Annotated in this window: 21 protein-coding genes; 13 read left to right on the forward strand and 8 right to left on the reverse strand. The window is 70.6% G+C overall.

Annotated features, from left to right (window positions below):
• Positions 1 to 13 precede the first annotated feature (13 nt).
• Together metX and ACZZZB_RS17310 are read right to left on the reverse strand one after the other, a co-directional pair.
• Positions 14 to 1,219 carry a homoserine O-acetyltransferase MetX gene (gene metX, locus ACZZZB_RS17305; protein WP_124769618.1) on the reverse strand — a complete coding sequence of 402 codons (1,206 nt, stop codon included), beginning with the start codon at positions 1,217 to 1,219 and terminating at the stop codon, positions 14 to 16.
• A gap of 265 nt (positions 1,220 to 1,484) precedes the next feature.
• Entirely contained in the window at positions 1,485 to 2,810 is a 1,326-nt protein-coding gene (locus tag ACZZZB_RS17310) for a bifunctional o-acetylhomoserine/o-acetylserine sulfhydrylase (protein WP_086473990.1), read from the reverse strand.
• A 204-nt stretch (positions 2,811 to 3,014) separates the two neighbouring features.
• On the opposite strand from ACZZZB_RS17310, the gene ACZZZB_RS17315 reads away from it, so the two are divergent.
• Positions 3,015 to 3,791: an SDR family oxidoreductase gene (locus ACZZZB_RS17315; protein ID WP_193555847.1), complete on the forward strand. Its 777-nt coding sequence runs from the start codon at positions 3,015 to 3,017 to the stop codon at positions 3,789 to 3,791.
• 67 nt (positions 3,792 to 3,858) lie between these two features.
• Here ACZZZB_RS17315 and ACZZZB_RS17320 read toward each other — a convergent pair whose 3' ends face one another.
• Positions 3,859 to 5,397 carry an MFS transporter gene (locus ACZZZB_RS17320; RefSeq protein ID WP_463530352.1) on the reverse strand — a complete coding sequence of 513 codons (1,539 nt, stop codon included), beginning with the start codon at positions 5,395 to 5,397 and terminating at the stop codon, positions 3,859 to 3,861.
• A 45-nt stretch (positions 5,398 to 5,442) separates the two neighbouring features.
• Here ACZZZB_RS17320 and ACZZZB_RS17325 point away from each other — a divergent pair, with 45 nt between their 5' ends.
• From ACZZZB_RS17325 to ACZZZB_RS17380, 12 genes are all read left to right on the forward strand, one after another.
• Complete coding sequence (locus ACZZZB_RS17325) at positions 5,443 to 5,940, forward strand: phosphoribosyltransferase (protein ID WP_463530353.1); 498 nt, start codon at positions 5,443 to 5,445, stop codon at positions 5,938 to 5,940.
• A 40-nt stretch (positions 5,941 to 5,980) separates the two neighbouring features.
• Entirely contained in the window at positions 5,981 to 6,718 is a 738-nt protein-coding gene (locus tag ACZZZB_RS17330) for a Type 1 glutamine amidotransferase-like domain-containing protein (protein ID WP_064295268.1), read from the forward strand.
• 3 nt (positions 6,719 to 6,721) lie between these two features.
• A complete protein-coding gene (locus ACZZZB_RS17335; RefSeq protein ID WP_463530354.1) occupies positions 6,722 to 7,441 on the forward strand; it encodes a uracil-DNA glycosylase in 720 nt (239 codons plus the stop codon).
• A 65-nt stretch (positions 7,442 to 7,506) separates the two neighbouring features.
• Positions 7,507 to 8,088: a GNAT family N-acetyltransferase gene (locus ACZZZB_RS17340; protein ID WP_079707223.1), complete on the forward strand. Its 582-nt coding sequence runs from the start codon at positions 7,507 to 7,509 to the stop codon at positions 8,086 to 8,088.
• An 86-nt stretch (positions 8,089 to 8,174) separates the two neighbouring features.
• Positions 8,175 to 9,605: an amidase gene (locus tag ACZZZB_RS17345; protein ID WP_137243320.1), complete on the forward strand. Its 1,431-nt coding sequence runs from the start codon at positions 8,175 to 8,177 to the stop codon at positions 9,603 to 9,605.
• An 83-nt stretch (positions 9,606 to 9,688) separates the two neighbouring features.
• Positions 9,689 to 11,209: an NtaA/DmoA family FMN-dependent monooxygenase gene (locus tag ACZZZB_RS17350; RefSeq protein ID WP_463530355.1), complete on the forward strand. Its 1,521-nt coding sequence runs from the start codon at positions 9,689 to 9,691 to the stop codon at positions 11,207 to 11,209.
• A 90-nt stretch (positions 11,210 to 11,299) separates the two neighbouring features.
• Positions 11,300 to 12,922, forward strand: coding sequence for an ABC transporter substrate-binding protein (locus tag ACZZZB_RS17355; RefSeq protein WP_463530356.1), 1,623 nt, complete (start codon positions 11,300 to 11,302; stop codon positions 12,920 to 12,922).
• 71 nt (positions 12,923 to 12,993) lie between these two features.
• On the forward strand, positions 12,994 to 14,085 hold the full coding sequence (locus tag ACZZZB_RS17360) for an ABC transporter permease (protein ID WP_229939055.1): 1,092 nt from the start codon (positions 12,994 to 12,996) through the stop codon (positions 14,083 to 14,085).
• Positions 14,082 to 14,954 (forward strand): ABC transporter permease, encoded by an 873-nt coding sequence (locus ACZZZB_RS17365; RefSeq protein ID WP_229939056.1) that lies wholly within the window; start codon positions 14,082 to 14,084, stop codon positions 14,952 to 14,954. The genes ACZZZB_RS17360 and ACZZZB_RS17365 overlap by 4 nt, the downstream gene beginning before the upstream one ends.
• A complete protein-coding gene (locus ACZZZB_RS17370) occupies positions 14,951 to 16,669 on the forward strand; it encodes a dipeptide ABC transporter ATP-binding protein (protein WP_463530357.1) in 1,719 nt (572 codons plus the stop codon). The genes ACZZZB_RS17365 and ACZZZB_RS17370 overlap by 4 nt, the downstream gene beginning before the upstream one ends.
• A gap of 429 nt (positions 16,670 to 17,098) precedes the next feature.
• A complete protein-coding gene (locus ACZZZB_RS17375; RefSeq protein ID WP_463530358.1) occupies positions 17,099 to 17,470 on the forward strand; it encodes a hypothetical protein in 372 nt (123 codons plus the stop codon).
• Positions 17,471 to 17,619: 149 nt separating this feature from the next.
• The gene (locus ACZZZB_RS17380) at positions 17,620 to 18,585 is read left to right on the forward strand and encodes an oxygenase MpaB family protein (RefSeq protein WP_229939059.1); all 966 of its coding nucleotides are present in this window, start codon (positions 17,620 to 17,622) and stop codon (positions 18,583 to 18,585) included.
• A gap of 303 nt (positions 18,586 to 18,888) precedes the next feature.
• On the opposite strand, the gene ACZZZB_RS17385 is transcribed toward ACZZZB_RS17380, so the two are convergent.
• From ACZZZB_RS17385 to ACZZZB_RS17405, 5 genes are read right to left on the reverse strand one after another with little or no spacing between them, the layout of a single operon-like run.
• The gene (locus tag ACZZZB_RS17385; RefSeq protein WP_086473982.1) at positions 18,889 to 19,674 is read right to left on the reverse strand and encodes an ABC transporter ATP-binding protein; all 786 of its coding nucleotides are present in this window, start codon (positions 19,672 to 19,674) and stop codon (positions 18,889 to 18,891) included.
• Complete coding sequence (locus ACZZZB_RS17390) at positions 19,667 to 20,455, reverse strand: ABC transporter ATP-binding protein (RefSeq protein ID WP_086473981.1); 789 nt, start codon at positions 20,453 to 20,455, stop codon at positions 19,667 to 19,669. The genes ACZZZB_RS17385 and ACZZZB_RS17390 overlap by 8 nt, the downstream gene beginning before the upstream one ends.
• Positions 20,452 to 21,363 carry an ABC transporter permease gene (locus ACZZZB_RS17395; RefSeq protein ID WP_463530359.1) on the reverse strand — a complete coding sequence of 304 codons (912 nt, stop codon included), beginning with the start codon at positions 21,361 to 21,363 and terminating at the stop codon, positions 20,452 to 20,454. The genes ACZZZB_RS17390 and ACZZZB_RS17395 overlap by 4 nt, the downstream gene beginning before the upstream one ends.
• A complete protein-coding gene (locus tag ACZZZB_RS17400) occupies positions 21,360 to 22,319 on the reverse strand; it encodes an ABC transporter permease (RefSeq protein WP_463530360.1) in 960 nt (319 codons plus the stop codon). The genes ACZZZB_RS17395 and ACZZZB_RS17400 overlap by 4 nt, the downstream gene beginning before the upstream one ends.
• On the reverse strand, positions 22,316 to 23,824 hold the full coding sequence (locus ACZZZB_RS17405; protein ID WP_463530361.1) for an ABC transporter substrate-binding protein: 1,509 nt from the start codon (positions 23,822 to 23,824) through the stop codon (positions 22,316 to 22,318). Before ACZZZB_RS17405 ends, ACZZZB_RS17400 begins: the two co-directional genes overlap by 4 nt.
• Between the last annotated feature and the right edge of the window lie 188 nt (positions 23,825 to 24,012).

The following is a 24,012-nucleotide window of genomic DNA, read 5'->3' on the forward strand; positions in this document are numbered from 1 at the left end:
ACGGGGGCGGCTGTCAGACGGCGAGGAGCCGGCTGAGATGCGGGGCGACCAGCGCGTTCTCGATGAGGAAGCCGTCGTGTCCGAAGTCGGACCGGAGGACCGATGGTCGGGTGCCGTCGAGGTTGCCGGGGAGATGGAGCGCGATCTCCTCCTGCCCGCTGACCGGGAAGAGCCGGTCGCTGTCGATCCCGAGCACGAGCGATGGACCGGTGTAGGCCCGCAGCGCCGCCCCGACGCCGCCACGATCGCGTCCGACGTCGTGCGAGTTCATCGCCTCGACGAGGGTCACGTAGCTCCCGGCGTCGAAGCGTCGGGTGAACTTGTTGCCGTGGAAGTCGAGGTAGGACTCGACGGCGAAGCGTCCGCCGCGCCCGAGCGGGCTCACGCTCGACTGCCAGCTGCGCTCGAAACGGGCGTTCAACTCACCCGGGCTGCGGTAGTTGAGCAGGGCCATCCGGCGGGCGAGCGCGAGGCCGCGGTGCGGGCCCTCACCGTCCGGGGCGTCGTAGTAGTCGCCGCCCTGGAAGTGGGGATCCGTGCGGACCGCTTCGAGCTGCACGAAGTTCAGGGAGATCTGGTCGGCCGTCGTGACCGGGGGTGCGGCGATCACGGCCAGTCGGTCGACGAGTTCGGGGTGGGTGGCGGCCCACTCGAGGGCGTGCATGCCGCCCATCGAGCCACCGATCACCGCGGCCCAGCGGTCGAGTCCGAGGTGGCCGAGCAGTCGGTGCTGGGCCTCGACCTGGTCGCGGATCGAGGTGTACGGGAACCGCGAACCCCACTCGACGCCGTCGGGCGCGAAGGAGGAGGGGCCGGTGCTGCCCTGGCAGCCGCCGATCATGTTCGGCGCGACGACGAACCAGCGGTCCGTGTCGACGGCGAGTCCCGGACCGACGATGCCGGCCCACCACCCGGCGGTCGCATGTCCGTTGCCGGCACCACCGAGGACGTGGCTGTCTCCGGTGAGCGCGTGGAGGATGAGGACCGCGTTGCCGCCGTCGTCGTCGAGCGTGCCCCAGGTCTCGTAGGCGAGTCTGGCGTGCGGGATGCTCCCGCCGTGTTCGAAGTCGAGGCGGCCGAGCGGGGCGAAGAGCCGGTCGCCTGGCCGGTCGCCGTCGCGCCAGGCGCCGCTCGAGGGCGGGTTCGCGAGCAGGGCGCCGACCTCGGCTTCGGTCACGAAGCGGGAGGGCACGCTGTCTTCCGGGGTCTGCCAGTCCATAGGTCTCCATTGTGGCGTGCCCTGGGGCGTCGACCGGCCGTGTTACGTCACCCGATCGGTCGAGGTCGGCGCGGTGCGCTGGCGCGAGTGCGCTCCCGTCGGCTCCGGCACGCCGCAACGGGCTCGCGTGACGGGGAACCGGCCCGAGTGCGCAACGAACGACGCGAGCGCGGGTCTCTGGAGACCCGCGCTCGCGGTTGTGGGGTGCGCTCGCGTCAGCGCACCGCGCTGGCGCAACCCGGGAAGGACACGTTGCGGGACGGACTCAGACCCGGGCGGCCTCGACGACCTGCTTCGCGGCGGTCAGACCGGCCTGGAGGTCGGCCGTGATGTCGTCGATGTTCTCGAGCCCCACCGAGAGCCGCACGAGCCCGGGCGTGACGCCGGCCGTGAGCTGCTGCTCCGGGGTGAGCTGCGAGTGCGTCGTCGACGCCGGGTGGATGACGAGCGAACGGACGTCGCCGATGTTCGCGAGGTGCGAGAACAACTGCAGGGAGTTCACGAAGGCGCGGCCGGCGTCGACCCCACCCTTCAGCTCGAAGGACAGGACCGCTCCGACACCCTTCGGGGCGTACTGGTTGGCCGCCGCGTACCAGGGGCTCGACGGCAGACCCGAGTAGTTGACGCTCGCGATGTCGGGGTGGGCGTCGAGCCACTCGGCGACCTGCTGGGCGTTCTGCACGTGGCGCTCGATGCGGAGGCTGAGCGTCTCGATGCCCTGGATCAGCTGCCAGGCGCTCGCCGGGGCGATGGCCGCACCCAGGTCGCGCAGGAGCTGCACGCGCGCCTTGATGATGTAGGCGAGCGCGTCACCCACGGCGTCCGTGTAGACCGCGCCGTGGTACGAGGGGTCCGGCGTCGTGAGGCCCGGGAACTTGTCCGCGTGCCCGGTCCAGGAGAAGGTGCCGCCGTCGACGATGACCCCGCCGATGACCGTGCCGTGACCACCGAGGAACTTCGTCGCCGAGTGGACGATGATGTCCGCTCCGTGCTCGAAGGGACGGATGAGGTACGGCGTGGCGATCGTGTTGTCGACGATCAGCGGGACGCCGGCCTCGTGCGCGACGTCGGCGACGAGGCGGATGTCGAGGATGTTGATCTTCGGGTTGCCGATGGTCTCCGCGAAGAACAGCTTCGTGTTCGGGCGCACCGCACGCCGCCACTCCTCGGCGTCGTCCTGGTTCTCCACGAAGGTGGTCTCGATGCCGAGCTTCGCGAGCGTGTACTTGAACAGGTTGTACGTGCCGCCGTAGATCGACGAGGACGACACGATGTGGTCGCCCGCCTGTGCGATGTTGAGGACCGCCGAGGCCTCTGCCGCCTGCCCGGAGGCGAGGAGGAGGGCGCCGCTGCCGCCCTCGAGCGCGGTCAGGCGCTCCTCGACGACGGCCTGCGTCGGGTTCTGGATGCGCGTGTAGATGTTGCCGAACTCCGCGAGGGCGAAGAGGTTCTTCGCGTGGTCGGCGTTGTCGAACACGTAGCTCGTCGTCTGGTAGATCGGCGTGGCCCGAGCCTTCGTGACCGGGTCGGGCGCAGCTCCGGAGTGGATCTGCTTCGTCTCGAACTTCCAGTCGTTCGTGGCATCGCTCATGGTGGATGGTCCCCTCTGCTCGGGTGGTCGGTGCTGCTCGGGTGATGGGTGCCGCCGGTGTGGCCGCTCGGTCCGACAGCGATGTCGCCGGGCGTGGCTCCGGGTGGTGCTCCGTCGTGACCCCGAGGCTACCGGCCCCACCTGCACGCGCCAACCACGCGGAAACACGGCGTAACGCCTCGGCCCGGTGGCTACCCTGGAGGCATGACGACGAGACGTGTGGTGGTGACCGGTGCGAGTTCAGGGATCGGGGAGGCGACCGCGAGGCGATTCGCCGCCGACGGCTGGGACGTCGTGGCGGTGGCCCGCCGAGCAGAGCGGCTCGAGGCGCTCGTCGCGGACATCGGCGGTACGGCGGTCGTCGCGGACCTGACCGTGCAGGCGGACGTCGACGCGCTCGCCGCCCGGGTGGAGGAGCTCGGCGGCGCCCAGGCGCTCGTCAACAACGCGGGCGGTGCCTTCGGCCTCGCGTCCGTCGAGGACGGCGACGCCGAGGACTGGCGCCGCATGTTCGACATCAACGTCCTCGGCACGAAGCGCGTGGTCCAGGCGCTCCTGCCGATCCTCCGTCGGAGCATCCCGGAGGGTGGCGCCGCCACCATCATCGGTGTCACCTCGATCGCGGGCCACGTCGCCTACGTGGGTGGCGGCGGGTACAACGCGGCGAAGTTCGCCGAGCGCGCGCTCTTCGAGGTGCTTCGGCTCGAGCTCAACGGCGAACCGATCCGGGTGATCGAGGTGGCGCCGGGCATGGTCCACACGGAGGAGTTCTCGCTCGTGCGCTTCGGTGGCGACCAGGACCGCGCCGACGCCGTCTACCAGGACGTGCCGGATCCGCTCTCGGCCGACGACGTCGCCGAGGCGATCGTCCACGCGACCTCCCTGCCGCCGCACGTCAACCTCGACCTCATCACGATCAAGCCGGTCGCCCAGGCCGCCCCGTACCGCCTGGCGAAGGGTCCGTTGCGCGTCGCGGAGTAGCCCTTCGACAGGCTCAGGGACCGGTTGGGGCTCAGGGACCGGTTGCAGTCAGGGACGGGTCGGGAGGTCAGGGACCGGCCGGGTGCTCAGCAGCGGGATCGGTGCGTGGCCCGGGTTCCACGTCGACCGGGGCCACATCCGCGAAGGCGAGTTTCGGGACGAAGCAGAGCAGGACGGCGGCGACGAGCGCCCCCGCCCCGCAGATCGCCCAGACCGTGAAGTAACCGGACAGGCTCGACGCCCCGGCCGTGACGGCCTGCGCGGCGCCGGCGAACAGCACCACGCCGAAGACGGCTGAGGCGAAGGAGCCGCCGATCGTCTTCGTCGTGTTGGTCAGCGCCGACGCGACACCCGTCTGCCCGCGAGGTGCGGCGGCCGCGGCCGCAGCCGGCATGGCGCCGACGAGGGCACCGGAGCCGAGCCCCGCGATCGCCATGTTCAGGAAGACCTGCCACGTCTCGAGGTGGAAGGGGAGGAACAGCAGGTACCCGACCGCGACGAGTGAGGCGGCGATGATGAGCGCGATCCGAGGCGTCGCCCAGCGCGACACGAGTGGGAACAGGAGCGCACCGACGATCATCGAGATCAGGTAGGCGCCGATGAGCGTGGAGATGTCGCCGGCGTCGAGCCCCAGTCCGTACCCGTTCTCCCGGGGTGTCCCCGCATAGGTGCTGAGCGGGGCCTGGGCGCCGAGCAGGCTGATGCCGATGAGCCCGGCGGTCAGTTGCACCGGCCACATGTTCGGTTGCCGGAGCACCCGGAGGTCGATCGCCGGGTCGGGCTGCCGCAGTTCATATCGCCCGAACGGCAGGAACGCGAGCACGCCGATCGCGATGAGCCCCCACACCCACCACGTCTGCGGACCGTTGAGTCGCAGGAAGGTCAGCCCCGAGGTGATGAGGAGGAGCGCGAGGCTGAGGAGTACGAAGCCCGCGAGGTCCAGGGTCCTGCCCGGCAGGGGTTCGGACTCCGGGACGCCGAAGAGGATGGCGAAGAAGACGAGGGTCACCGCAACGGCCGGCAGCATCATCGTGAGCGGGATATCGCCGCCGAGGGCGGTGAGGATGCGGCCACTCGACAGCGCACCGATGATGGCCCCGGCCTCGAGCGCCACGACGAGGAGCCCGGCGGCCCGGCGGGTCTGCGAGGCCCCGGTGCCGGAGCGACGGCCCCGCTCGAAGATGAGTGCGATCTCGAGTGGCAGCCACACGACGTAGAAGCCCTGCAGCGCCCAGGCCGCGAGGAACGACCAGAAGTCCCCGGCCACGACGAGCCACCAGCTGGCGCCGGCCGTCAACACGGTGGAGACGAGGAGGACCCGCTTGTGCCCGAACATGTCGCCGACCTTCGCGAGGATGGGGACGACGAGCGCCGACAACAGCAGTTGCGCGGCCTCGAACCAGTTGAAGTCCGCGTCGTGGATGCCCAGGTGCTCGACGAGGTCGGGGATGAGCGGGACGTAGTAACCCTGCAGGACACCGCTCGTGATCTCGACGAGGAACAACCAGCCGATGAGTCCCGCCGTGATGCCCGCTGCCGAGCCACGGATCGACGTGCGCCATCCGGTCGCCGAGGCTCCGCCGGTCGTCGTGCTGTCTCGCGCCATGGGGGGATGGTACAGGCGGCCCGGCCGGCAGGATAGCGTTGGAGGATGTCGACCGAGAACCCCAGCGTAGCGTCCCCGGAGCGAGAGGTCCTCGACTGGCCCACGTTCGGTGACGCGGCCCGCGAACTGTCCAGTGCGATCGTCGCGAGCGGGTTCCGGCCCGACTCCGTCGTCGCGATCGCGCGCGGCGGGCTCCTGCTCGCCGGTGCCATCGCCTACGCCCTCGACGTGAAGGCGTGCGGCGCGCTGAACGTCGAGTTCTACACCGGGGTCGACGCGCGTCTCCCCGAGCCCGTCGTGCTCCCGCCGCTGCTCGACGTGGCCGGGCTGCCGGGGAGTCGGGTGCTGCTCGTCGACGACGTGTCCGACTCGGGTCGCACGCTCGCGATGGTGCTGGAACTCATGCAGGCGAGCGGGGCGGAGGTCCGCACGGTGACGCTGTACGAGAAGCCGCAGACGGTGCTCCGCCCCGACTACGTGTGGAAGCGTGTCGACCGCTGGATCTCCTTCCCCTGGTCGACGCTGCCGACGATCACGGCCTGATCGTCCCCGCCTGATCCGGGGTGCCGGGTAGGGTCTCAGGGTGAGTGTTTTCCTCCTCGGCGGTCCGGCCGCCCCAGAGACCGAGTCGACCGTCTACGCAGCGTTCATCGCCGAGGCGGCCGCGCTCGCGGTCGTCGCCGGTCGGTTGGCCCCGCGCATCGCGATCGTCGTCGTGCACGACGGTGACGGGCTCGAGCAGTCCGCCGCCCTGGAACGTGCCGTCGCACGCTCCGGTGAGATCGAGGCGATCCGCGTGGTCGTCCGCGAGGGCGGCGTGGTCGCGCAGGCTCAGCTGGCCGAGGTCGACGGGATCGTCGTCGGCGGCGGACTGCCCTCGGCCTACGCGGAGGCGGTCGCGCCGGTCGCCACCGACATCCGACGCCTCGTCGCGTCCGGTCTGCCCTACCTCGGCATCTCGGCCGGCGCGATGATCGCCGCCGAGCACGCGATCATCGGCGGATGGCGTGTCGGCGAGGTCCCCGTGAGCCCCGAGGCGGCGTCCGAGGAACTCGACGAGGTCACGATCGGCGACGGTCTCGGGCTCGTCGACATCGCGGTCGAGGCGCATGCCGCACAGTGGGGCACCCTCGGGCGGCTCGTCGCCGCGACGGAGGCCGGGGTCGTCGACGGCGGGGTCGCGATCGACGAGAACACGGCGCTCGTCGTCGGGCAGGGGGCGCTCTCCGTCCTCGGTGGCGGCAGTGTCTGGCAGGTCTTCACCGCCGAGCACGGGGTCGTCGTCCGCACGATCGGTGCCGAGCAGCCGCAGCAGCAGTAGTCCATGACGAACGGGATCCTCGGCGGCACCCCGGCACAGCTCGCCGCGGCGGGGTCGATGGACGAGGGGTGGGCCGACGCGCTCGCACCCGTCGCGGACGACCTCGCGACGATCGACCACTGGCTCGCGGCGCAGACAGCGGCCGGTGCCCGATGGTTGCCGGCACCCGAGCTCGTCCTGCGGGCCTTCCGCACGCCGTTCAGCGCGGTCCGGGTCCTCATCGTCGGGCAGGACCCGTACCCGACGCCGGGTCATCCGATCGGCCTGTCGTTCGCCGCGGACCGGGAGGTCCGCCCGGTGCCGCGCAGCCTCGCGAACATCCATCGGGAACTCCGCGAGGACCTCGGTGTCCCGACGCCGGAACACGGCGATCTCAGTTCGTGGACCGGACAGGGCGTGCTGCTCCTCAACCGCGTCCTCACGGTCGAGGCGGGTTCCGCCGGGTCGCACCGCCGACACGGCTGGGAGGCGGTCACGGAACAGGCGATCCGCGCGCTCACCGCACGCCCCGCACCGCTCGTGTCGATCCTCTGGGGCAAGGACGCCGAACGACTGGCACCGCTGCTCGAATCATCGGGCGACCCCGACCGCCACGTCATCGTCTCGGCGCACCCGAGTCCGCTCTCCGCCTCGCGGGGCTTCTTCGGCTCGAAGCCGTTCAGCCGCACGAACGACTTCCTCGTCTCCCGCGGCGTGGACCCGATCGACTGGTCGCTCGACTGACGACCGGGTCGTGGCGTCGGCCGCAAGGGCTGTCCGCCGACCCACCCCCTCGTTAGGCTTGGGGGATGCTGGAAGAGGAGTACGAGCCGAGGCGCCGGCTGCCGCCGCACCTGCGCAAGCCGCCGACCCCCGAGACGCCGTTCGCCTTCACGATGCGCGATGCCACTGCGGCCGACCTGCCCGACATCCGGGCGATCTACAACCACTACGTCGCCAACAGCATGGTCACTTTCGACGAGGACGCGATGACCCTCGCCGAGTGGCGCTCCAAGTTCGCCTACCTGCAGCGGCTCCAGCTCCCGTTCATCGTCGCCGTCAACCCGACCGGACAGATCCTCGGGTACGCGCTGTGCGCGCCGTGGAAGCAGAAGCGCGCCTACCGATTCACCGTGGAGAGCTCGATCTACCTCGGAGCGGCGGCGACCGGCAAGGGCCTCGGCACCGATCTGCTCGGTGAGCTCATCGAGCGCTCGAAGGCCGCCGGGCTCAAGGAGATGCTGGCCGTCATCGCCGACAAGGGCGCCGAGTCTTCGATCGCCCTCCACGAGAAGTTCGGGTTCACCGAGGTGGGCCGCATGGGCCGTGTCGGCTTCAAGTTCGGCCGCTGGATCGGCACGGTCCTCCTCCAGAAGTCCTTGAAGCGCTGAACCGGTCGACACCCTTCGACGGGCTCAGAGACCGGAACCGCCGGGGAACGGGGACCACAGGAGAGCGCCGCCTCTAGGCTGGTCGCATGGCGGAACTCCACGAGCTGACGGCGCTCGAGCAGTGGCAGGCGTTGCAGCGGGACGAAGTCTCACCGACGGAGCTCGCCCGGCACTACCTCGACCGCATCGAGCGCCTCGACGACGCGATCGGCGCCTTCACCTCGGTCGCCGCCGGATCGCTCGCCGAACGCGTGGAGGCGGTCGAGGCACTTCCTCGGACCGCACCGCTCTGGGGACTCCCGATCGGCGACAAGGACCTCGTGTCCCGTGCCGGTCAGCCCGTCCGCTTCGGGTCACGGCTCACCGCGGAGGTCGTGGCGACGACCGACGACGAGCTGGTCGGCGTCCTCGACCGGGCCGGAGCGGTGAGCCTCGGGAAGACCGCGACCCCGGAGTTCGGGCTGTACGGCTACACGGAGCCGCTCGACGGGGTGCCGACGCGGAACCCGTGGGCCCTCGACCGCGGAGCGGCGGGGTCGAGTGGCGGGGCCGCAGCCGCCGTCGCCGCGCGGCTCCTCCCGTTCGCCCCCGGCTCCGACGGTGGCGGCTCCGTCCGCATCCCGGCGGCCGCCTGCGGGCTCGTCGGCCTGAAGCCCACGCGGGGGCTCGTCCCCGCGGGCTCCGGTGTCGACCGACTCGCCGGCCTCGTCGTCCCCGGGCCGATCGCCCGGACCGTCGCCGACGCGGCGCTCCTGCTCGACGCGATGATCGAGCGCGTGCACGGACGCATCGACCATCACTTCACGCTGCGAGCACCCGACGCCGACGACGGACCCCTGCTCGGGCACGCCGTGCGCGGCGAGGGCCGGTTCCAGTTGGCGGTCCTCGACGGCTCACCCTGGGACAGCGCCTTCGAGCTGGCGGTGGACCCGGAGGCCCGCGCCGCCGTCGACGTCGCCACCCGGGCGTTCACCGCGATGGGGCACGGCCTGGAGGAGCTCACCCTTCGCGACGCCGAACGGTACCCGACCGACTTCACGACGATCTGGCAGGCCTCAGCGGCCGGTGTCCCGGCGTCCTCGGAGGCGGAGCTGGCGCTCCTCGAACCCATCACGAGGTCCCTCGTCGAGCGCGGTCGGGCGCTGCCGGCGACCCGGCTCATGGAGACGCTCGCCAGTCTCCACCGGTTCGAACGCAGCGTCCTCGCGCAGTTCGCGCCGTTCGACGCGATCATCACGCCGGCGCTCGCCCAGACACCACGGCCGATCGGGTGGTACGACCAGGACTCGCCCGAGCTGAACTTCGAGCAGCAGGTGCGCTACGCGCCGCACACCTCCTTCGTGAACGCGACCGGCCTGCCGGCCATCACGCTCCCGGTGCACGAGACGTCCGAGGGGCTGCCGATGGGCGTCCAGCTGATCGGGCGTCCCGGAGGCGAGGCCACCCTGCTCGCCCTCGGTGCGCAACTGGAGCGGCGACTGCGTTGGCAGGACCGCGTCCCGTCCGTCGCCCGCTGACCGATCGTCGCCCCGCGTCGCCCGGTGGCGTATGACGGGATGTGACACCGCGGCCGGACCTCCTCCCTCCCGCTGCGCCTAGGGTGCTGAGGCGGCCCGGTCCGGACGGACCGATCGCCGCTCCGCCGGAGGAGTCGATCATCAGCGAACAGTCCAGCCCGACGCGGTCCAGCCCCAAGCAGCTCATCCTCAACCTGTTCGAGATGAACTGCGTGAGCCACATCACCCACGGCCTCTGGCGCCTGCCGGACAACCGACGCGACCAGTACACCGACATCCGGTACTGGACGACACTCGCCCGGACAGCGGAGGCGGGCGGGTTCGACGCGATCTTCATCGCGGACGTGGTCGGCGCCTACGACGTCTTCCGCGGCGGCCCGGCCGACGCCCTGCGCGAGGGCCTGCAGATCCCCAACAACGACCCGCTGCTCGTCGTCCCCGCGATGGCCGCCGTGACCGAGCACCTCGGCTTCGGCATCACCTTCTCGACGAGCTACGAGCCGCCGTTCGCCTTCGCGCGTCGCATGAGCACCCTCGACCACCTGACGAACGGCCGCGTCGCGTGGAACATCGTCACCTCCTACCTGCCGAACGCCGCACGGAACTTCGGCCTCGCCGAGGAGATCCCGCACGACGAACGGTTCGCGATCGCCGAGGAGTACCTGGACGTCCTTTACAAGCTCTGGGAGGGCTCCTGGGACGACGACGCCGTCATCCGCGACCGGGAGGCCGGCGTCTACTCCGACCCCGACAAGGTGCGGTACATCGATCACGTCGGACGCTACTTCCAGGTCGCCGGACCGCACCTGTCCGAGCCGAGCGCGCAGCGGACACCGCTGCTCTACACCGCGACCGCATCGCCTGCCGGCATCGCGTTCGCCGGTCGGCACGCCGAAGCCGTGTTCACGGGCGTGCGGGGTCCAGGTGGTGCAGGACCCCTCCTCGAGCGGTTCCGTGCGGCAGCGGCCGACAACGGACGCGACGGGGCCGCGCTGAAGATCGTCGTCCAGGCCGCCGTCATCGTCGGGCGGACGCAGGAGGAGGCCGAGGCCAAGGCCGCGCAGTACCGCGAGCATGCGAGTATCGTCGGCCGGTTCGTGCACGCCGGGCTGCCGTTCGACCCGCTGGCGCACCCGGAGGACTGGACCGTCGCCGAGGCGCTCGCCGCAGAGGGGGTCCCGGCGGACGCCCTGCCGCCGCAGGTGACGGCCGGCACCGTCGGCGAGTTCATCGTGCGGGTCGGCAGCGACCTCGAACGGGACTTCTTCGCTGTCGGCACCCCCGAGGTCGTCGCCGACGAGATCGAGCGATGGTTGGACGAGGTCGGTATCGACGGGATCAACCTGCGGCAGTACCACAGCCTCGACACGCTCACCGATTTCGTCGAACTCGTCGTGCCGGAGCTGCGTCGCCGAGGGCGGCTGCGCGACGCGTATCGACCGGGGGAGACGCTCCGCGAGCGCCTGACGGGCGGGGCGGCCCGGCTCCCCGACGACCACCCGGCCGCACGATATCGCGGAGGACGGAACCTCGGCGACCAGCACGAGAGGGCGCTCGACGGTCACACGGCGTCATCGAAGGAACCCGCGGGAAACCTGTCGTAACAGAGCGGCGGGGTGGCCCGGTGCGCCGACCAGGATGGGCAACCACACCGGCACAGCACCGGACCACCCCGACCCACAGGAGTACCCGTCATGACCCGAACCACCAGACGGCGAGCACGACTCGCCGCCGCAGCCCTCGTCGCCGTGAGCATCGCGCTGACCGGCTGCTCGGCGGCGTCGGCCTCGTCTGACGCGGACGGTGGCAGCCTCACCTACCTCGACGCGGAGATCCCCACCTCGGCGCAGGTGCAGGAGGCGGGCACATGGCAGACCCGTGCGCTCCAGCAGAACATCACCGACCGACTGCTCTACCGCAACGCGGAGACGGGCGAACTCGAACCGTGGATCGCCGACTCCTGGACCGTCAGCCCCGACGGTCTCACGTACACCTTCGTGATCCGTGACGGCGTCACCTACAGCGACGGCACCGCCGTCGACGCCACGAGCGTCGCGAAGAACCTGAACTGGCAGTCGACCGGCGACGAGGCGAAGGGCACGACCCCGAACGCGCAGTTCCCGCCCGGTCTCGTCGCGACGCCGGACGACGCGACCAGCACCGTCACCGTCGTCCTCGCCGCACCCTACGCGCCCTTCCTCGACGTGCTCACCGGGTGGGGATCCGGTCTCGTCGCCGACGCCACGATCGACGCGAGCAAGGAGGAGCAGTCGAAGTTCGTGAACCTCATCGGCTCCGGTCCCTTCGTCGTCGCCTCCGAGACCTACGGCAAGGAGATCGTGCTCGACCGTCGTGAGGGGTACGCCTGGGCCCCGCCGTCCTCCCCGAACCAGGGCGAGGCGCACCTCGCCTCGGTCACGGTCATCCCCGTGCAGGAGGACAGCGTCCGGCTCGGCACCCTGAAGTCGGGCGAGGCGGACGTCATCCGCTACGTCCAGCCGAGCGAGGAGCAGGGGCTCGTCGACGCCGGCTACGACATCGTGTCCAAGACGGGTGTCGGTCTCAGCAACCAGTGGTTCCTCCGCAGCCAGGCGCCGTTCCTCGACGACGTCGACGTCCGCAAGGCGCTGCTGCACGCGATCGACCGTGAGCAGATCATCGAGACGCAGTACACCGACAGCTGGACGCCCGCGACGTCGGTCCTGTCGCCGGGCACCTTCGGCTACGTCGACGAATCGGCGAAGTTCGCCTACGACCCGGATGCGGCCAACAGCCTCCTCGACGGAGCCGGCTGGACCGAGCGCGACGCGGACGGCTACCGCACGAAGGGCGGCGAGCGGCTCACGGTGAAGACCTACATCGACGTCTACGACAACACGGCGAAGAGCCTCTTCCAGCAGATCCAGAACCAGTTCAAGGACGTCGGGATCGAGCTGTCGCTCAACGAGCTCGACTACTCCACCTACTGGGCGACCGCGTTCGCGGACCCGGAGGTCGGGGCGCTCCGGGTCGGTTGGCCGCACCCGGACCCCTCGAAGGGCCTCAGCGAGTACTACAGCAAGGACGGTTCAGACCTCCTGGGGCTCGTCGGCTCCGACACGACCCTGCAGTCGCTGCTCGACTCGCAGAACGCCGCGACCGACGACGACACCCGTGCGGCGATCCTCGGACAGATCCAGGACCACCTGATCGACCAGGCCTACGTCGTCCCGATCCTCAACGACAGCCAGGTGTTCGTCACCCAGCAGCGGGTGAAGGGCTTCTCCCTCACCGACGGCGCCCTGCCCGAGTTCTACAACACCTCGATCGAGGACTGAGCGAGCGGGAGGGCGGTCGATCGGCCGGCCCTCCCGTGTCCGGTCCCGTCCCTTCCGAGAGGAGGCCCCACATGTCCAACCAGCATCCGAACGCCAGCGCGGCGGACACGCGACGCCGGCACTACCGCGAGTACGTGATCAGGCGCGTCGCCCAGGCGCTCCTCGTGATCGCCCTCGTCTACACGCTCGTCTTCTTCACCCTCTTCGTCCTGCCCGGCGACCCCATCGAGAACAAGCTGACGAGCCCGCTCAACCCACTGCCCCCGTCCGCAGGCGAAGCGCTGCGGGCGTACTACCACTTCGACCTGTCGCCGATCGAACAGTTCACGCTGACGGTCGGTCGGCTCCTCCACGGGGACCTCGGCTACTCGCTCGTGAGCGGTCGTGCCGTGTCGGACCTCGTCGCGCAGGGCTTCTCGGACACGATCGTGCTCGCGGGTGTGGCGTTCGTCATGACGATCGTGCTGTCGCTCGCGATCGCGCTCACCGCCGTGTACGCCCCCGTCAGGGCGCTCAGGAGCATCGCGGCCTCGGCGCCCATCGCCTCGATCTCCGCGCCGAGCTTCCTCATCGGCTTCGTGCTCCTCGCGATCTTCTCCTTCCAGCTCGGCTGGGTGTCGTCGGTGCGCGATCAGGGCTTCGTGTCCTACGTGCTCCCGGCGCTGACCCTGGCGCTCGCGGTCAACGGTCCGTTGACGCAGGTGTTGATCCAGGGACTCCGGAAGGCCGCGGACGAACCCTTCGTCACCGTGCTCCGCGCGAAGGGGACGAGCGAGGTCCGGATCGCCCTCGGCCACGTCCTGAAGAACGGTGCGATCCCGTCGATCACGATGCTCGCCCTCGTCGTCGGAGAGTTGCTGGCCGGTGCCGTCGTCGTCGAGGCCGTGTTCACCCGCACCGGCCTCGGATTCATCACCTTCGAGAGCGTGCGCGATCAGGACACCCCGGTGATCCTGGCCGTCGTCATCCTCATCTCCTCCATCTACGTCGGCATCAACCTCGTGACCGACCTCGTCTACCCCGTCCTCGACCCGCGCATCGTCCGCCCGGGGAATGGGCGGTCCCGACGCTCCCGCCTCGCCAGGCCTGCTGTCGCGACAGCGGCGGCGACGGGGACGGCGGTGCCCGACGGTATCCCGACGAAAGCGAGCGTGGACGCATGAGCCTCCGACTCCACCCGGACCGCGACGTCACCGCGGCCGACGACGGACCTGACGCGTTCCGTCGACTCCGCGGCCGCCTCGGGGTCGCTGACGTCCTGGCGATCATCGTCGTCGGTCTCGTCCTCGTGTCCGTCGTCGCACCCGGCCTCCTCACGCCATACGACCCGCTCGAGCCCGACGACGCCAACGCGCTCGCCGCTCCGTCGGTCGCGCACTGGTTCGGAACCGACTCCCTCGGTCGCGACCTGCTGTCGCGGGTGATCCACGGCACCGGTCGGACCCTGCTCGGCTCGGCGGTCGCCGTCCTCATCGGACTTGGCGCCGGCACGGTCCTCGGGCTCGTCGCCGCGTCGTTCGGCGGTCTCGTCGACGCCGTCATCAGCCGGATCGTCGACGTGCTGCTCTCGATCCCCGGGCTGCTCCTCGCGATGGTCGTCGTCGTGGCGCTCGGCTTCGGCACCCTGAACGCGGCCGTCGCCGTGGGGATCTCCTCGATCGCGGCGTTCACGAGGATCATGCGCTCCGAGGTGCTGACGGTGAAGGACCTGCCGTTCGTCGAGGCGAGTCACCATCTCGGCGGGTCGCGGGCGTACGTCCTCGCGAAGCACGTCTTCCCGAACTCGTACTCCGCGGTGCTGTCGCTCACGGCCCTCCAGTTCGGCCTCGCGATCATCTGGATCTCCTCGCTCAGCTTCCTCGGGTACGGAGCTCCGCCCCCCGACCCGGAGTGGGGCCTGCTCGTCTCCGAGGGTCGTCAGTACGTCGTGTCCTCGCCGTGGCTCGTCGTCGTCCCGGGCCTCGTGATCGCCGTCACCGTGCTCGCCATCAGCCGTCTCAGCCAACTCACCCGCGAGAGGACCACCGCATGAACCAGGCAGCCCTGCAGCACAGCGCACTCCATGTCGTCGACGCGGCTCCGGTGCCGTTGCTCGTCGACGGACTCGCCGTCGGGTACCGGACACGTGGCTCGAGGGGGCTGACCGACACGGTGCGCGACGTGTCGTTCCAGGTCGGGCGCGGCGAGACGGTGTCGCTCGTGGGTCAGTCCGGTTCGGGGAAGAGCACGATCGCCCGGGCGGTCGCGGGGCTCCTCCCGGGCAACGGCTCGGTCACCGCCGGTCGGGTCGCGGTCGCCGGTCACGAGGTCGCCGACTTCTCCCGGAAGCAGTGGCACCCCCTGCGCGGCTCGACGCTCGGTTTCATCCCGCAGGATCCGCTGAGTTCACTCGACCCGCTGCAGCGGATCGGCGTGCAGATCGCCCAGGCGGTCCAGGTGGCGGGCGACACCCCGCGCTCGGAGGTCCCCGCGCGCGTGATCGAGCTGCTCGACCACGTGGGCATCCGTCAGGCCTCGGCCCGCGTGCGGTCCTACCCGCACGAGCTCTCGGGCGGGCAGTTGCAGCGGGTGCTCATCGCGATCGCCATCGCGGCGAGGCCCAAGCTGCTCATCGCCGACGAGCCGACGTCCGCGCTCGACGTGACCGTCCAGCGGCGCATCCTCGACCTCCTCGACGGCCTCCGGCAGGAGCTCGGGCTCGGGATCCTCTTCATCACCCACGACCTGGCGCTGGCGCAGGAGCGCAGCGACGCGATCGTGGTCCTGCAGGACGGGAACGTCCGCGAGTCGGGCCCGGCCGAGGAGGTGTTGCTCGCACCGCGGCACCCCTACACGGTGGGGCTGCTCTCGGACTCACCCGCGTCCTCGCCCTTGCGCTACCGGGAACGCATCCGCGCTGCGGCCGAGCAGGTGCAGGCGGAGCAGCGCGGCGAGACGAACGCGGCGCCCGCAGTGGTCGAGGTGTCGCACGTGTCCAAACGGTTCGGACGCGATCCGCAGGCGCCGCCCGCACTCGACGGCGCGTCGCTCGTCCTCCGTCCGCGTTCGATCCACGCGCTCGTCGGCGAGTCCGGGTCGGGCAAGTCGACGCTCGCGCGCATCGTCGCCGGGCTCACCTCCTTCGACGACGGCTCGGTGCGGGTCGCCGGCCGGGAACTCCCGCGGGACAACGCCGTCGCCAACCCCTTCGCGCGCGACCTCCAGCTGGTCTACCAGAACCCGCTCTCGGCGGTCGATCCGCGGTACACCGTCGGACAGATCATCGAGGAGCCCCTGCGGATCCACGGGGTGCGGAGCGCCGCCGAACGCCGGCGCCGCGTCGCGACCATCCTCGACCAGGTCGCCCTCCCCGCGAGTGCGCTGGGGCGTCGTGCACGGGAGGTGTCGGGCGGTCAGCGCCAGCGGGTCGCACTCGCGAGGACGCTCGTCCTCGCGCCGTCGGTGCTCGTCCTCGACGAGCCCACCTCGGCGCTCGACGTCTCGGTGCAGGCGCAGATCGTCGAACTGCTCCCCGACCTCCGGGACGAGCACGCGCTCAGCTACCTGTTCATCTCGCACGACCTCGGTCTCGTCCGGCAGATCGCCGACGAGGTGACGGTGCTGTCGACCGGGCGCGTCGTCGAGTCGGGCCCGGCCTCGGCCGTCCTCGGGCATCCACAGCACGCGTACACTCGGGAGCTGCTCGACGCGGTGCCGCGGTTCGACGTCGAGCGGCTCGATCCGAGCCGGTTCGAGGCCGTCGGATGAGCGCACCGACCACGGAACCACGCACGGAGGAGACCATGTCACGATCGTTCGACGACCTCGTCGCCGAGGCCGACGCCGCCTCGGTCGACGGATGGGACTTCTCGTGGCTCGACGGCCGAGCCAGTGAGGCGCGCCCCTCCTGGCGGTTCTCGGAGCTGCTCGGGAGACGTCTGGCCGACGTCCCGTCCTCGCTCGACCTCGAGACCGGCGGGGGAGAGGTGCTCGACACGGCGCCGGTGCTTCCACCGCTCGCGGCCGCCACCGAGTCCTGGCCACCGAACCTCGCCCGAGCCGCCGCCCGCCTGCACCCGCGCGGGGTCGTCGTCGTTCGCACGGAGGAGGGTGCTCCACTGCCGTTCGCGGACGACTTGTTCGCGCTCGGTGTCGAGCCGGCATCCCGTCGCTGTGGACTGGGCCGACGTAGCGCGGGTGATCGCGCCGGGAGGAGGCTACCTCGCCCAGCACGTCGGACCGGCGAGCGTGTTCGAACTCGTCGAGGCCTTCCTCGGCCCGCAGCCCGAAGCCGTCCGTCGAGCACGTCACCCTGACGACGAGGCCGACGCCGCCCGCGCCGCCGGACTCGAGATCGTGGAGCTGCGGACCGAACGGCTGCGGATCGAGTTCCACGACGTCGGTGCGATCGTCTGGTTCCTGCGCAAGGTGATCTGGATGGTGCCCGGATTCACCTCCGCGCGGTACCTCGACCGCCTGCGGGAGCTGCACCGTTCCCTGCAGGAGGACGGCCCGTTCGTCGCGCACTCCTCCCGAACCCTCATCGAAGCGCGCAAGCCCGCCCGGTGACCGCGGCCCTGCCGAGGCGCCCTTCGACAGGCTCAGGGACCGGGATACAGGCTCAGGGACCGGGATAGAGGAGATGATCCCTCTACGGGCGGGGCCACCGGCATCCCGACGTAGGCTCGTCGTGACGGCGAGTGGAGGACGATCGAGTGTTGGATGTCGGCACCGGACGGCGACCGGTCTCCCGCCTGCGCACCCGCCTGCTCGCCGGGCTCCGCTCACGTATCCTCGCGGTCTTCGCGGTGGAGCAGGACCGCCCGCCGCAGTGGACCCTCGATCTCGAGGACGGCACCGACACGGGGTTCTTCACGCCCGACTCCGCGGCCTGGACGGTGCACGGCGGTGTCGAGACCATGGTCGCCGGCATCCGGGCGCTCCTCCTGCAGGCGGCCCACCCCGGGGCCCTGGCAGGCGTGCACGACTGGTCCCGGTACCGGGAGGACCCCCTCGGCCGGCTCGACGGCACCATCCGCTGGATCTTCACCGTCACCTACGGCGACCGCGACACGGCCCGTCGGACGAGCGACTACGTACTCAAGCTCCACGAACGTGTCGTCGGGGAGTACCTCGACGCCCACGGCGTGGTGCGCCCGTACGCGGCCAACGACCCGGACCTCCTGCGGTGGGTGCACCTGGCGTTCACCGACGCCTTCCTGAGCGTGCGACAGACCTGGGGCGGTCGGATCCCCGGTGGTGCGGACGCCTATGTGGCCGACTGGGCGCTCGCGGGCGAGCTCATGGGCGTCGTCGACCCGCCCCGCTCGGAGGTCGAACTGGCCAGGCAGCTGCGCGGGTACCTCGACGCCGGCGACCTGACGGGCGGCCCGCGGGTGGACGAGACCCTGGCGTTCCTCCGTCGACCGCCGCTCGACCGCTCGCTGCTCCCTGCCTACGGGATCCTCTTCGCGGGAGCCGTCGCGACGATCCCACCCGAGTACCGCCGCATCCTCGGGCTCCGCACCGCCCACCTCGGCCCGATCCCGCTGCCGGTCGTGACGGCGACCCGGGTCGTCCTGTGGATCGTGGGGCTCGTCCTGCACGGTGAGTCGCCGAGCCAGCGCGCGGCCCTGCGCCGGCATCGACGCCTGGCGGACCCGCCGGCTGTCTCCGGTCCCTGAGCTTGTCGTCTCCGGTCCCTGAGCTTGTCGAAGGGCTGCGCTCCGCGTTCCGTACTTCGCCCTTCGACAGGCTCAGGGACCGGGTGGTGGCGCAGGACCGGACGGCAGGTCGGCATGCCCTCTTGGGCGTCATCGCGCCGCCAACCGTCTCCGGTCCCTGAGCTTGTCGAAGGGCGGTTCTGCGCGGAGGATTGTCGCCCTTCGACAGGCTCAGGGACCGGGGAATGGTGGCTGAGGGGCCGAGACGGTGGTCCAGCGACGGTGGTCCAGGGACCGTGTGGTGGCTCAGGGACCGGGACGGTGTCAGAGGCGGGGGACCGAGGCGAGCAGCTGGGTCGTGTATGGATGTGACGGCCGACTGAGGACCTTGGCGACCGGACCCTCCTCGACGATCGCTCCGTCGCGCATGACGACGACCCGGTCGCAGAGATGCTGCACCACGCCGATGTCGTGTGAGACGAGCACGATCGCGAGCCCGAGCTCCTGCCGCAGCCCGCCGAGCAACTCGAGGATCTGCGCGCGGACGGTGACGTCGAGCGCGCTGAGCGGTTCGTCACCGACGAGGAGGCGCGGGCGGTGCACGATCGCGCGCGAGAGGGCGATGCGCTGGCGCTGACCACCCGAGAACTCGTGCGGGAAGCGGTCGGCCGCGTCGGCGTCGAGCCCGACGAGCCGGAGCACCGCGCGGACCTTGGAACGGTGGTCGCCCTCGATCCCGAGCGCCGAGAGGGGCTCGGCGACGATCCGCCCGACGCTCATGCGCGGGTCGAGCGACGCGTACGGGTCCTGGAACACCACGCCCGTCTGTCGACGGAACCAGTGCAGGCTCCTGGCGCTCGCCGCAGCGCTGACGGGACGGCCGTCGAACGCGACGGACCCGGAGCTCGGGGTGTCGAGCGCGAGCAGGAGGCGGACGAGCGTCGACTTGCCCGACCCCGACTCGCCGATGATGCCGACGGCTTCACCGGGGGCGACGACGAGGTCGCTCGGGTGGAGCGCGACGGTGCGGCTCGGGCGCTGGAAGAGCGACTCCCGCGGGTTGGTGTAGACCCGTCCGAGCCCCTGGGCGTGGAGCAGCGGCTCAGTCATCGTCCTCGCCCTTCCAGCTCATGGTCTTCGCGGCGGCCAACAGTCGCTGCGTCACGGGCGACACCGGCGTCGACAGCAGCTGGGCCACCGGCCCGGCCTCGACGACCTTCCCCTGCGCGAGCACCACGGCGTCACTGGCGATCCGGGAGAGGACCGCGAGGTCGTGCGTGATGAAGACGAGGGACGCCCCTGTCTCGCTCACGAGACGCTCGAAGAGGCCGAGGATCTCCGACTGGATGGTGACGTCGAGCGCCGTGGTCGGCTCGTCCGCGATGAGCAGGGAGGGTCCGCAGGCGAGGGCGATGGCGGCCGCGACCCGCTGGCGTTGCCCGCCCGACAGCTGGTGCGGATACCGCCGGACGATGCGCTCGGGGTCGGGCAGACGGACCCGCGCGGCGAGTTCGACGGCCCGGTCGAGCGCCTCCCGTTTCGACAGCCCCTCGTGGATGCGCAGCGGCTCGCCGATCTGGCGTCCGATGGTGCGGATCGGGTTGAGCGCCGTCCGAGGCTCCTGGAACACGATCCCGATCTCACGCCCGCGGATCCGCGCGAGTTCGCGGTCGTCGCGGCCGAGGAGCTCCTCGCCCTGCCAGCGGATACTGCCACTCACCGAGGCGCCGTCCGGGAGCAGTCCGAGGATCGCCAGCGCCGTCAGTGACTTCCCGGATCCGGACTCGCCGATGAGGCCGAACCGTGCGCCCGCCGGCACGCTGAAGCTCACTCCGTCGACGACCCGGCGGCCGCCGAGCGTGACGACGAGGTCCTGGACGTCGAGACTCATGCGGTCACCCCCTGGGGGGACGTGGGGGTCGAGGCGGGTCCTCGGCGACCGAGGGTCGGATCGGTCGCGTCCCGCAGGGCGTCACCCAGCAGGTTGAGGGCGAGGACGGTGATGGTGATGGCGAGCCCCGGCCACAGCACCGACAGCGGGTGCACGGCGAGGTAGGTCTGCAGCTCACTGAGCATCCGACCCCAGGACGGGACACTGGAGGGGGCGCCGTAGCCGAGGTACGACAGGCCCGCCTCGGCGAGGACCGCGACCGCCATCGACCACGACAGCTGGACGATGAACACCGGTGCGACGTTCGGCAGCAGATGCCGCGTCAGGTTCCTCACCGGTCCGAGACCGGCGGCCTTGCCGGCGAGCACGTACTCGCTGTGCGAGACCCGGCGGATCTCGGGGCGGGTCACCCGTGCGATGTTCACGCCGAAGCTGATGCCCACCGCCCAGATGACGACCCACAGCGAGCCGCCGAAGACCGAGGCGATCATCATGGCGATGAGCAGTGTGGGGAACGCGATGAGGATGTCGATCAGCACCGCGACCGTCTCCCGGACCCAGCGCCGCGTGAGTGAACCGAGGGCGGCGAGGGCGACCCCGAGGACCGTCGAGACGACTGCGGAACCGATCGCGACGGCCACGGTCACCCGCGCACCGACGAGCAGCAGGCTGAAGATGTCGCGTCCGACCTCGTCCGTGCCGAGCAGATGGGCCGGCGACGGAGCCAGCCACTTCGCGAACGGATCGGTGAGCTGGGGGCCGTACGGCGTCCAGAGGAAGGAGACGCAGGCGCTCAGGAGGAGCAGGGTGACCACGACGAGACCGAACACGCCTGCCGGGCCGGACACGAGGGTGCGGAGTCCGCCTGATGCCGCGCGCCGACGCGGGTGATCCTGACCGGCGGTCATGCGGTCTGCTCCCGTTCTCGGAGTCGGGGGTCTGCGAGACGGTGGACGACGTCCACGACGGCACCGATCACGAGGACCACCCCGGTGAGGACGAGGAGCTCGCCCTGCACCTTCACGAGGTCGCGGTTGCCGACATCGGCGACGAGCATGCGCCCGATGCCGGGCAGCGTGAAGAGCTGTTCGATGATGACGCTGCCGACGATGAGCCCGGCGATCTGGAGCCCGAGCACGGTGACGACCGAGAGCGCCACGTTCGGCAGCCCGTGGCGGATGAGTGCCTGCGAACGGGTCAGCCCCTTCGCCGCCGCCGTCCGGACGTAGTCCTGGCCGATCGCGTCGAGGGCGGCGGAACGGACGAAGCGCAGCAGGACCGCGCCCTCGACGACGCCGATCGTGAGCGCCGGGAGGAGGAGGGCGCGGATCGCCGCCAGCGGATCGTTCCAGCCCGCGCGCGGGAAGCCCTGCGCCGGGAGCCAACCGAGTACGACGGCGAAGAGGAGCACGAGCATCATGCCGGCCCAGACGACCGGGACGGCGGCGAGCCCCTGCGACGCGAAGGAGATGACGACGCCCGTCGCGCGGGTGCGCCGGACGGCAGCCAACACCCCGAGCGGCACGCTGAACGCGAGGGCGATGACGAGGGCCATGATGCCGAGCGGAACGGTCACCTGCGCCTTCTGGGCGAGTTCGCTGGCGACGGGGGTGCCCGTGATGAGCGAGTTCCCGAGATCGCCGCGGAGCAACCCGCCGATCCAGTCGAGGTACTGCAGGAGGACGGGCTGGCCGAGTCCCAACTGTTCACGGATCGCGGCGACCGCTTCGGGCGTCGCGTCCGTCCCTGCGATGACCTGGGCGACGTCGCCCGGGAGCACCCTGATGGTGAAGAAGATCAGGGCGCTCGCGGCGAGGAGCCCGACGAGGAGGAGTACCAGCCTCGTCAGGATGAAGCGGGTCACCCGGTCACGGCGACCTTCGCCAGGTTGATGCGCGAGTTGACCGAGTCCACGGGGAAGCCGGTCACGCCGTCGCGCACCACCGTGAGGGTGATCGCGGTGTAGAGCCAGTCGGCGGCGTTGTCCTTCGACACGAGGTACGCCGCCTCCTTGAGCTTCTGGGCTGCGACGGCCGGATCGGTCGCCGCTACGGATTCAGCATAGAGCGACTGGACCTGCGCGTTGTCGTAGCCGAAGTAGTAGTTCGGGTTCGCCCAGTTCTGGAAGTCGCGTGCCTCGACGTGGTTCACGTAGCTGAGGTCGTAGTCCTTGTTCGTGTAGACGTCGTTCAACCAGGTCGGGAACTCGACGCTCTTGACTGTGAGGGTGACGCCGATGGCTTTGAACTCGGACACCAGGACGTTGGCCACCGAGGTTCCGTAGAAGCTCGGGATCGTGAGCGTCAGGGACAGGTTCTCCTGGCCGGCCTGGGCGAGGAGCGCCTTCGCCTGTTCCGGGTCGTACTTCACGAGCTCGCTGAGGTTCTCGTAGCCCGGATCGAGCTCGGGGATCGGTCCGTACTGCTCGACCGCGGCGCCGCCGACGGCCTCGACGATCGCGGCGTGGTCGATGGCGGAGCGGAGCGCCTGCCGGACGAGGGGGTCGTTCAGGGGAGCGCGCTGGTTGTTGAAGGCGAGGGTGTACTTGTCGGTCGTCTTGCCTTCGGTGATGCTGAACCCGTCGGCGCGGGTGATCTGGTCCTTGAGGTTCGCGTCGAGCGCCGTCTGCACGTCGAGTTCGCCGGCGAGGGTGGCGTTGACGGCGGAGGAGGCGTCGGGGATGTAGCTGAAGACGACCTCCTTGATCTTCGGAGCGTCGCCCCAGTACTTCGCGTTCCGGTCGAAGGTGATGCTGTCGCCCTGCTTCCAGGTCTTCAAGGTGAACGGCCCGGTGCCGTTGGCGGTCGTCGACAGGTCGTTGGTGGCGCCCGACTCCAGCACGAGTCCTGCGCGTCCGGTCAGGGTCCACAAGAGGTTGGAGTCGGGCGAGGTGAGCTGCAACTGCACGGTCGAGTCGTCGACGGCCGTGATCGAGGCGACCTTCTGGAGCGCCACGTTGTCGACGAAGGTCGGGTCCTGCTGCACCTGGGTGATGGAGTCGACGACGTCGGCCGCGGTCAGGGCGGCGCCGTCATGGAAGGTCACGCCGTCGCGGAGGACGAAGGTGTAGGTGAGACCGTCGGCGCTGATGTCGTGGCTCTTCGCGAGCGTGTCGACGATCTGGTTGTCCTCGGTGCGGGACACGAGGCCCTGGTAGACGTTGTCGATGAGGATCTGGTCAAGCGCGGCGCCGGAGGTGGTGCGGATGTTGAGGTCGGAGGGCTCCAGGACGAGACCGACCCGCAGGGTCGCGTCGGCGTCGGGCGTCGGCGTCGCGGCCGGGCCTGCGCAGCCGGTGAGGACGAGGGCGGCGCCGGTGACCGCGATCGCGGCGGTGAGGAGCTGACGACGCAGCTGACGATGACGCATGGAGGTCCTTTCGGGGATGCTGGAGTGGCCGGCATCTGGAGACGCACAACCGGTTCCGGGCAGCGGGCATTCCCGCCTGGGCCGCGTGAATACTGGACCGCGTCCGGAAAGCCGCATCGCTGGGGCTCCAGCGAGCGTACCCAGTCGACGTGTGTGGTGCCAGCCACGGTGTCAGGGGGCGTCACAGA

It is taken from the genome of Plantibacter sp. AC185 (assembly GCF_979258065.1).

Bases quoted from the DNA above. Each gene is read 5' to 3' on its own strand.
- metX (WP_124769618.1), bottom strand. From the start codon at position 1,219: ATGGACTGGCAGACCCCGGAAGACAGCGTGCCCTCCCGCTTCGTGACC.
- ACZZZB_RS17310 (WP_086473990.1), bottom strand. From the start codon at position 2,810: ATGAGCGATGCCACGAACGACTGGAAGTTCGAGACGAAGCAGATCCAC.
- ACZZZB_RS17315 (WP_193555847.1), top strand. From the start codon at position 3,015: ATGACGACGAGACGTGTGGTGGTGACCGGTGCGAGTTCAGGGATCGGG.
- ACZZZB_RS17320 (WP_463530352.1), bottom strand. From the start codon at position 5,397: ATGGCGCGAGACAGCACGACGACCGGCGGAGCCTCGGCGACCGGATGG.
- ACZZZB_RS17325 (WP_463530353.1), top strand. From the start codon at position 5,443: ATGTCGACCGAGAACCCCAGCGTAGCGTCCCCGGAGCGAGAGGTCCTC.
- ACZZZB_RS17335 (WP_463530354.1), top strand. From the start codon at position 6,722: ATGACGAACGGGATCCTCGGCGGCACCCCGGCACAGCTCGCCGCGGCG.
- ACZZZB_RS17340 (WP_079707223.1), top strand. From the start codon at position 7,507: ATGCTGGAAGAGGAGTACGAGCCGAGGCGCCGGCTGCCGCCGCACCTG.
- ACZZZB_RS17345 (WP_137243320.1), top strand. From the start codon at position 8,175: ATGGCGGAACTCCACGAGCTGACGGCGCTCGAGCAGTGGCAGGCGTTG.
- ACZZZB_RS17355 (WP_463530356.1), top strand. From the start codon at position 11,300: ATGACCCGAACCACCAGACGGCGAGCACGACTCGCCGCCGCAGCCCTC.
- ACZZZB_RS17360 (WP_229939055.1), top strand. From the start codon at position 12,994: ATGTCCAACCAGCATCCGAACGCCAGCGCGGCGGACACGCGACGCCGG.
- ACZZZB_RS17365 (WP_229939056.1), top strand. From the start codon at position 14,082: ATGAGCCTCCGACTCCACCCGGACCGCGACGTCACCGCGGCCGACGAC.
- ACZZZB_RS17370 (WP_463530357.1), top strand. From the start codon at position 14,951: ATGAACCAGGCAGCCCTGCAGCACAGCGCACTCCATGTCGTCGACGCG.
- ACZZZB_RS17385 (WP_086473982.1), bottom strand. From the start codon at position 19,674: ATGACTGAGCCGCTGCTCCACGCCCAGGGGCTCGGACGGGTCTACACC.
- ACZZZB_RS17390 (WP_086473981.1), bottom strand. From the start codon at position 20,455: ATGAGTCTCGACGTCCAGGACCTCGTCGTCACGCTCGGCGGCCGCCGG.
- ACZZZB_RS17395 (WP_463530359.1), bottom strand. From the start codon at position 21,363: ATGACCGCCGGTCAGGATCACCCGCGTCGGCGCGCGGCATCAGGCGGA.
- ACZZZB_RS17405 (WP_463530361.1), bottom strand. From the start codon at position 23,824: ATGCGTCATCGTCAGCTGCGTCGTCAGCTCCTCACCGCCGCGATCGCG.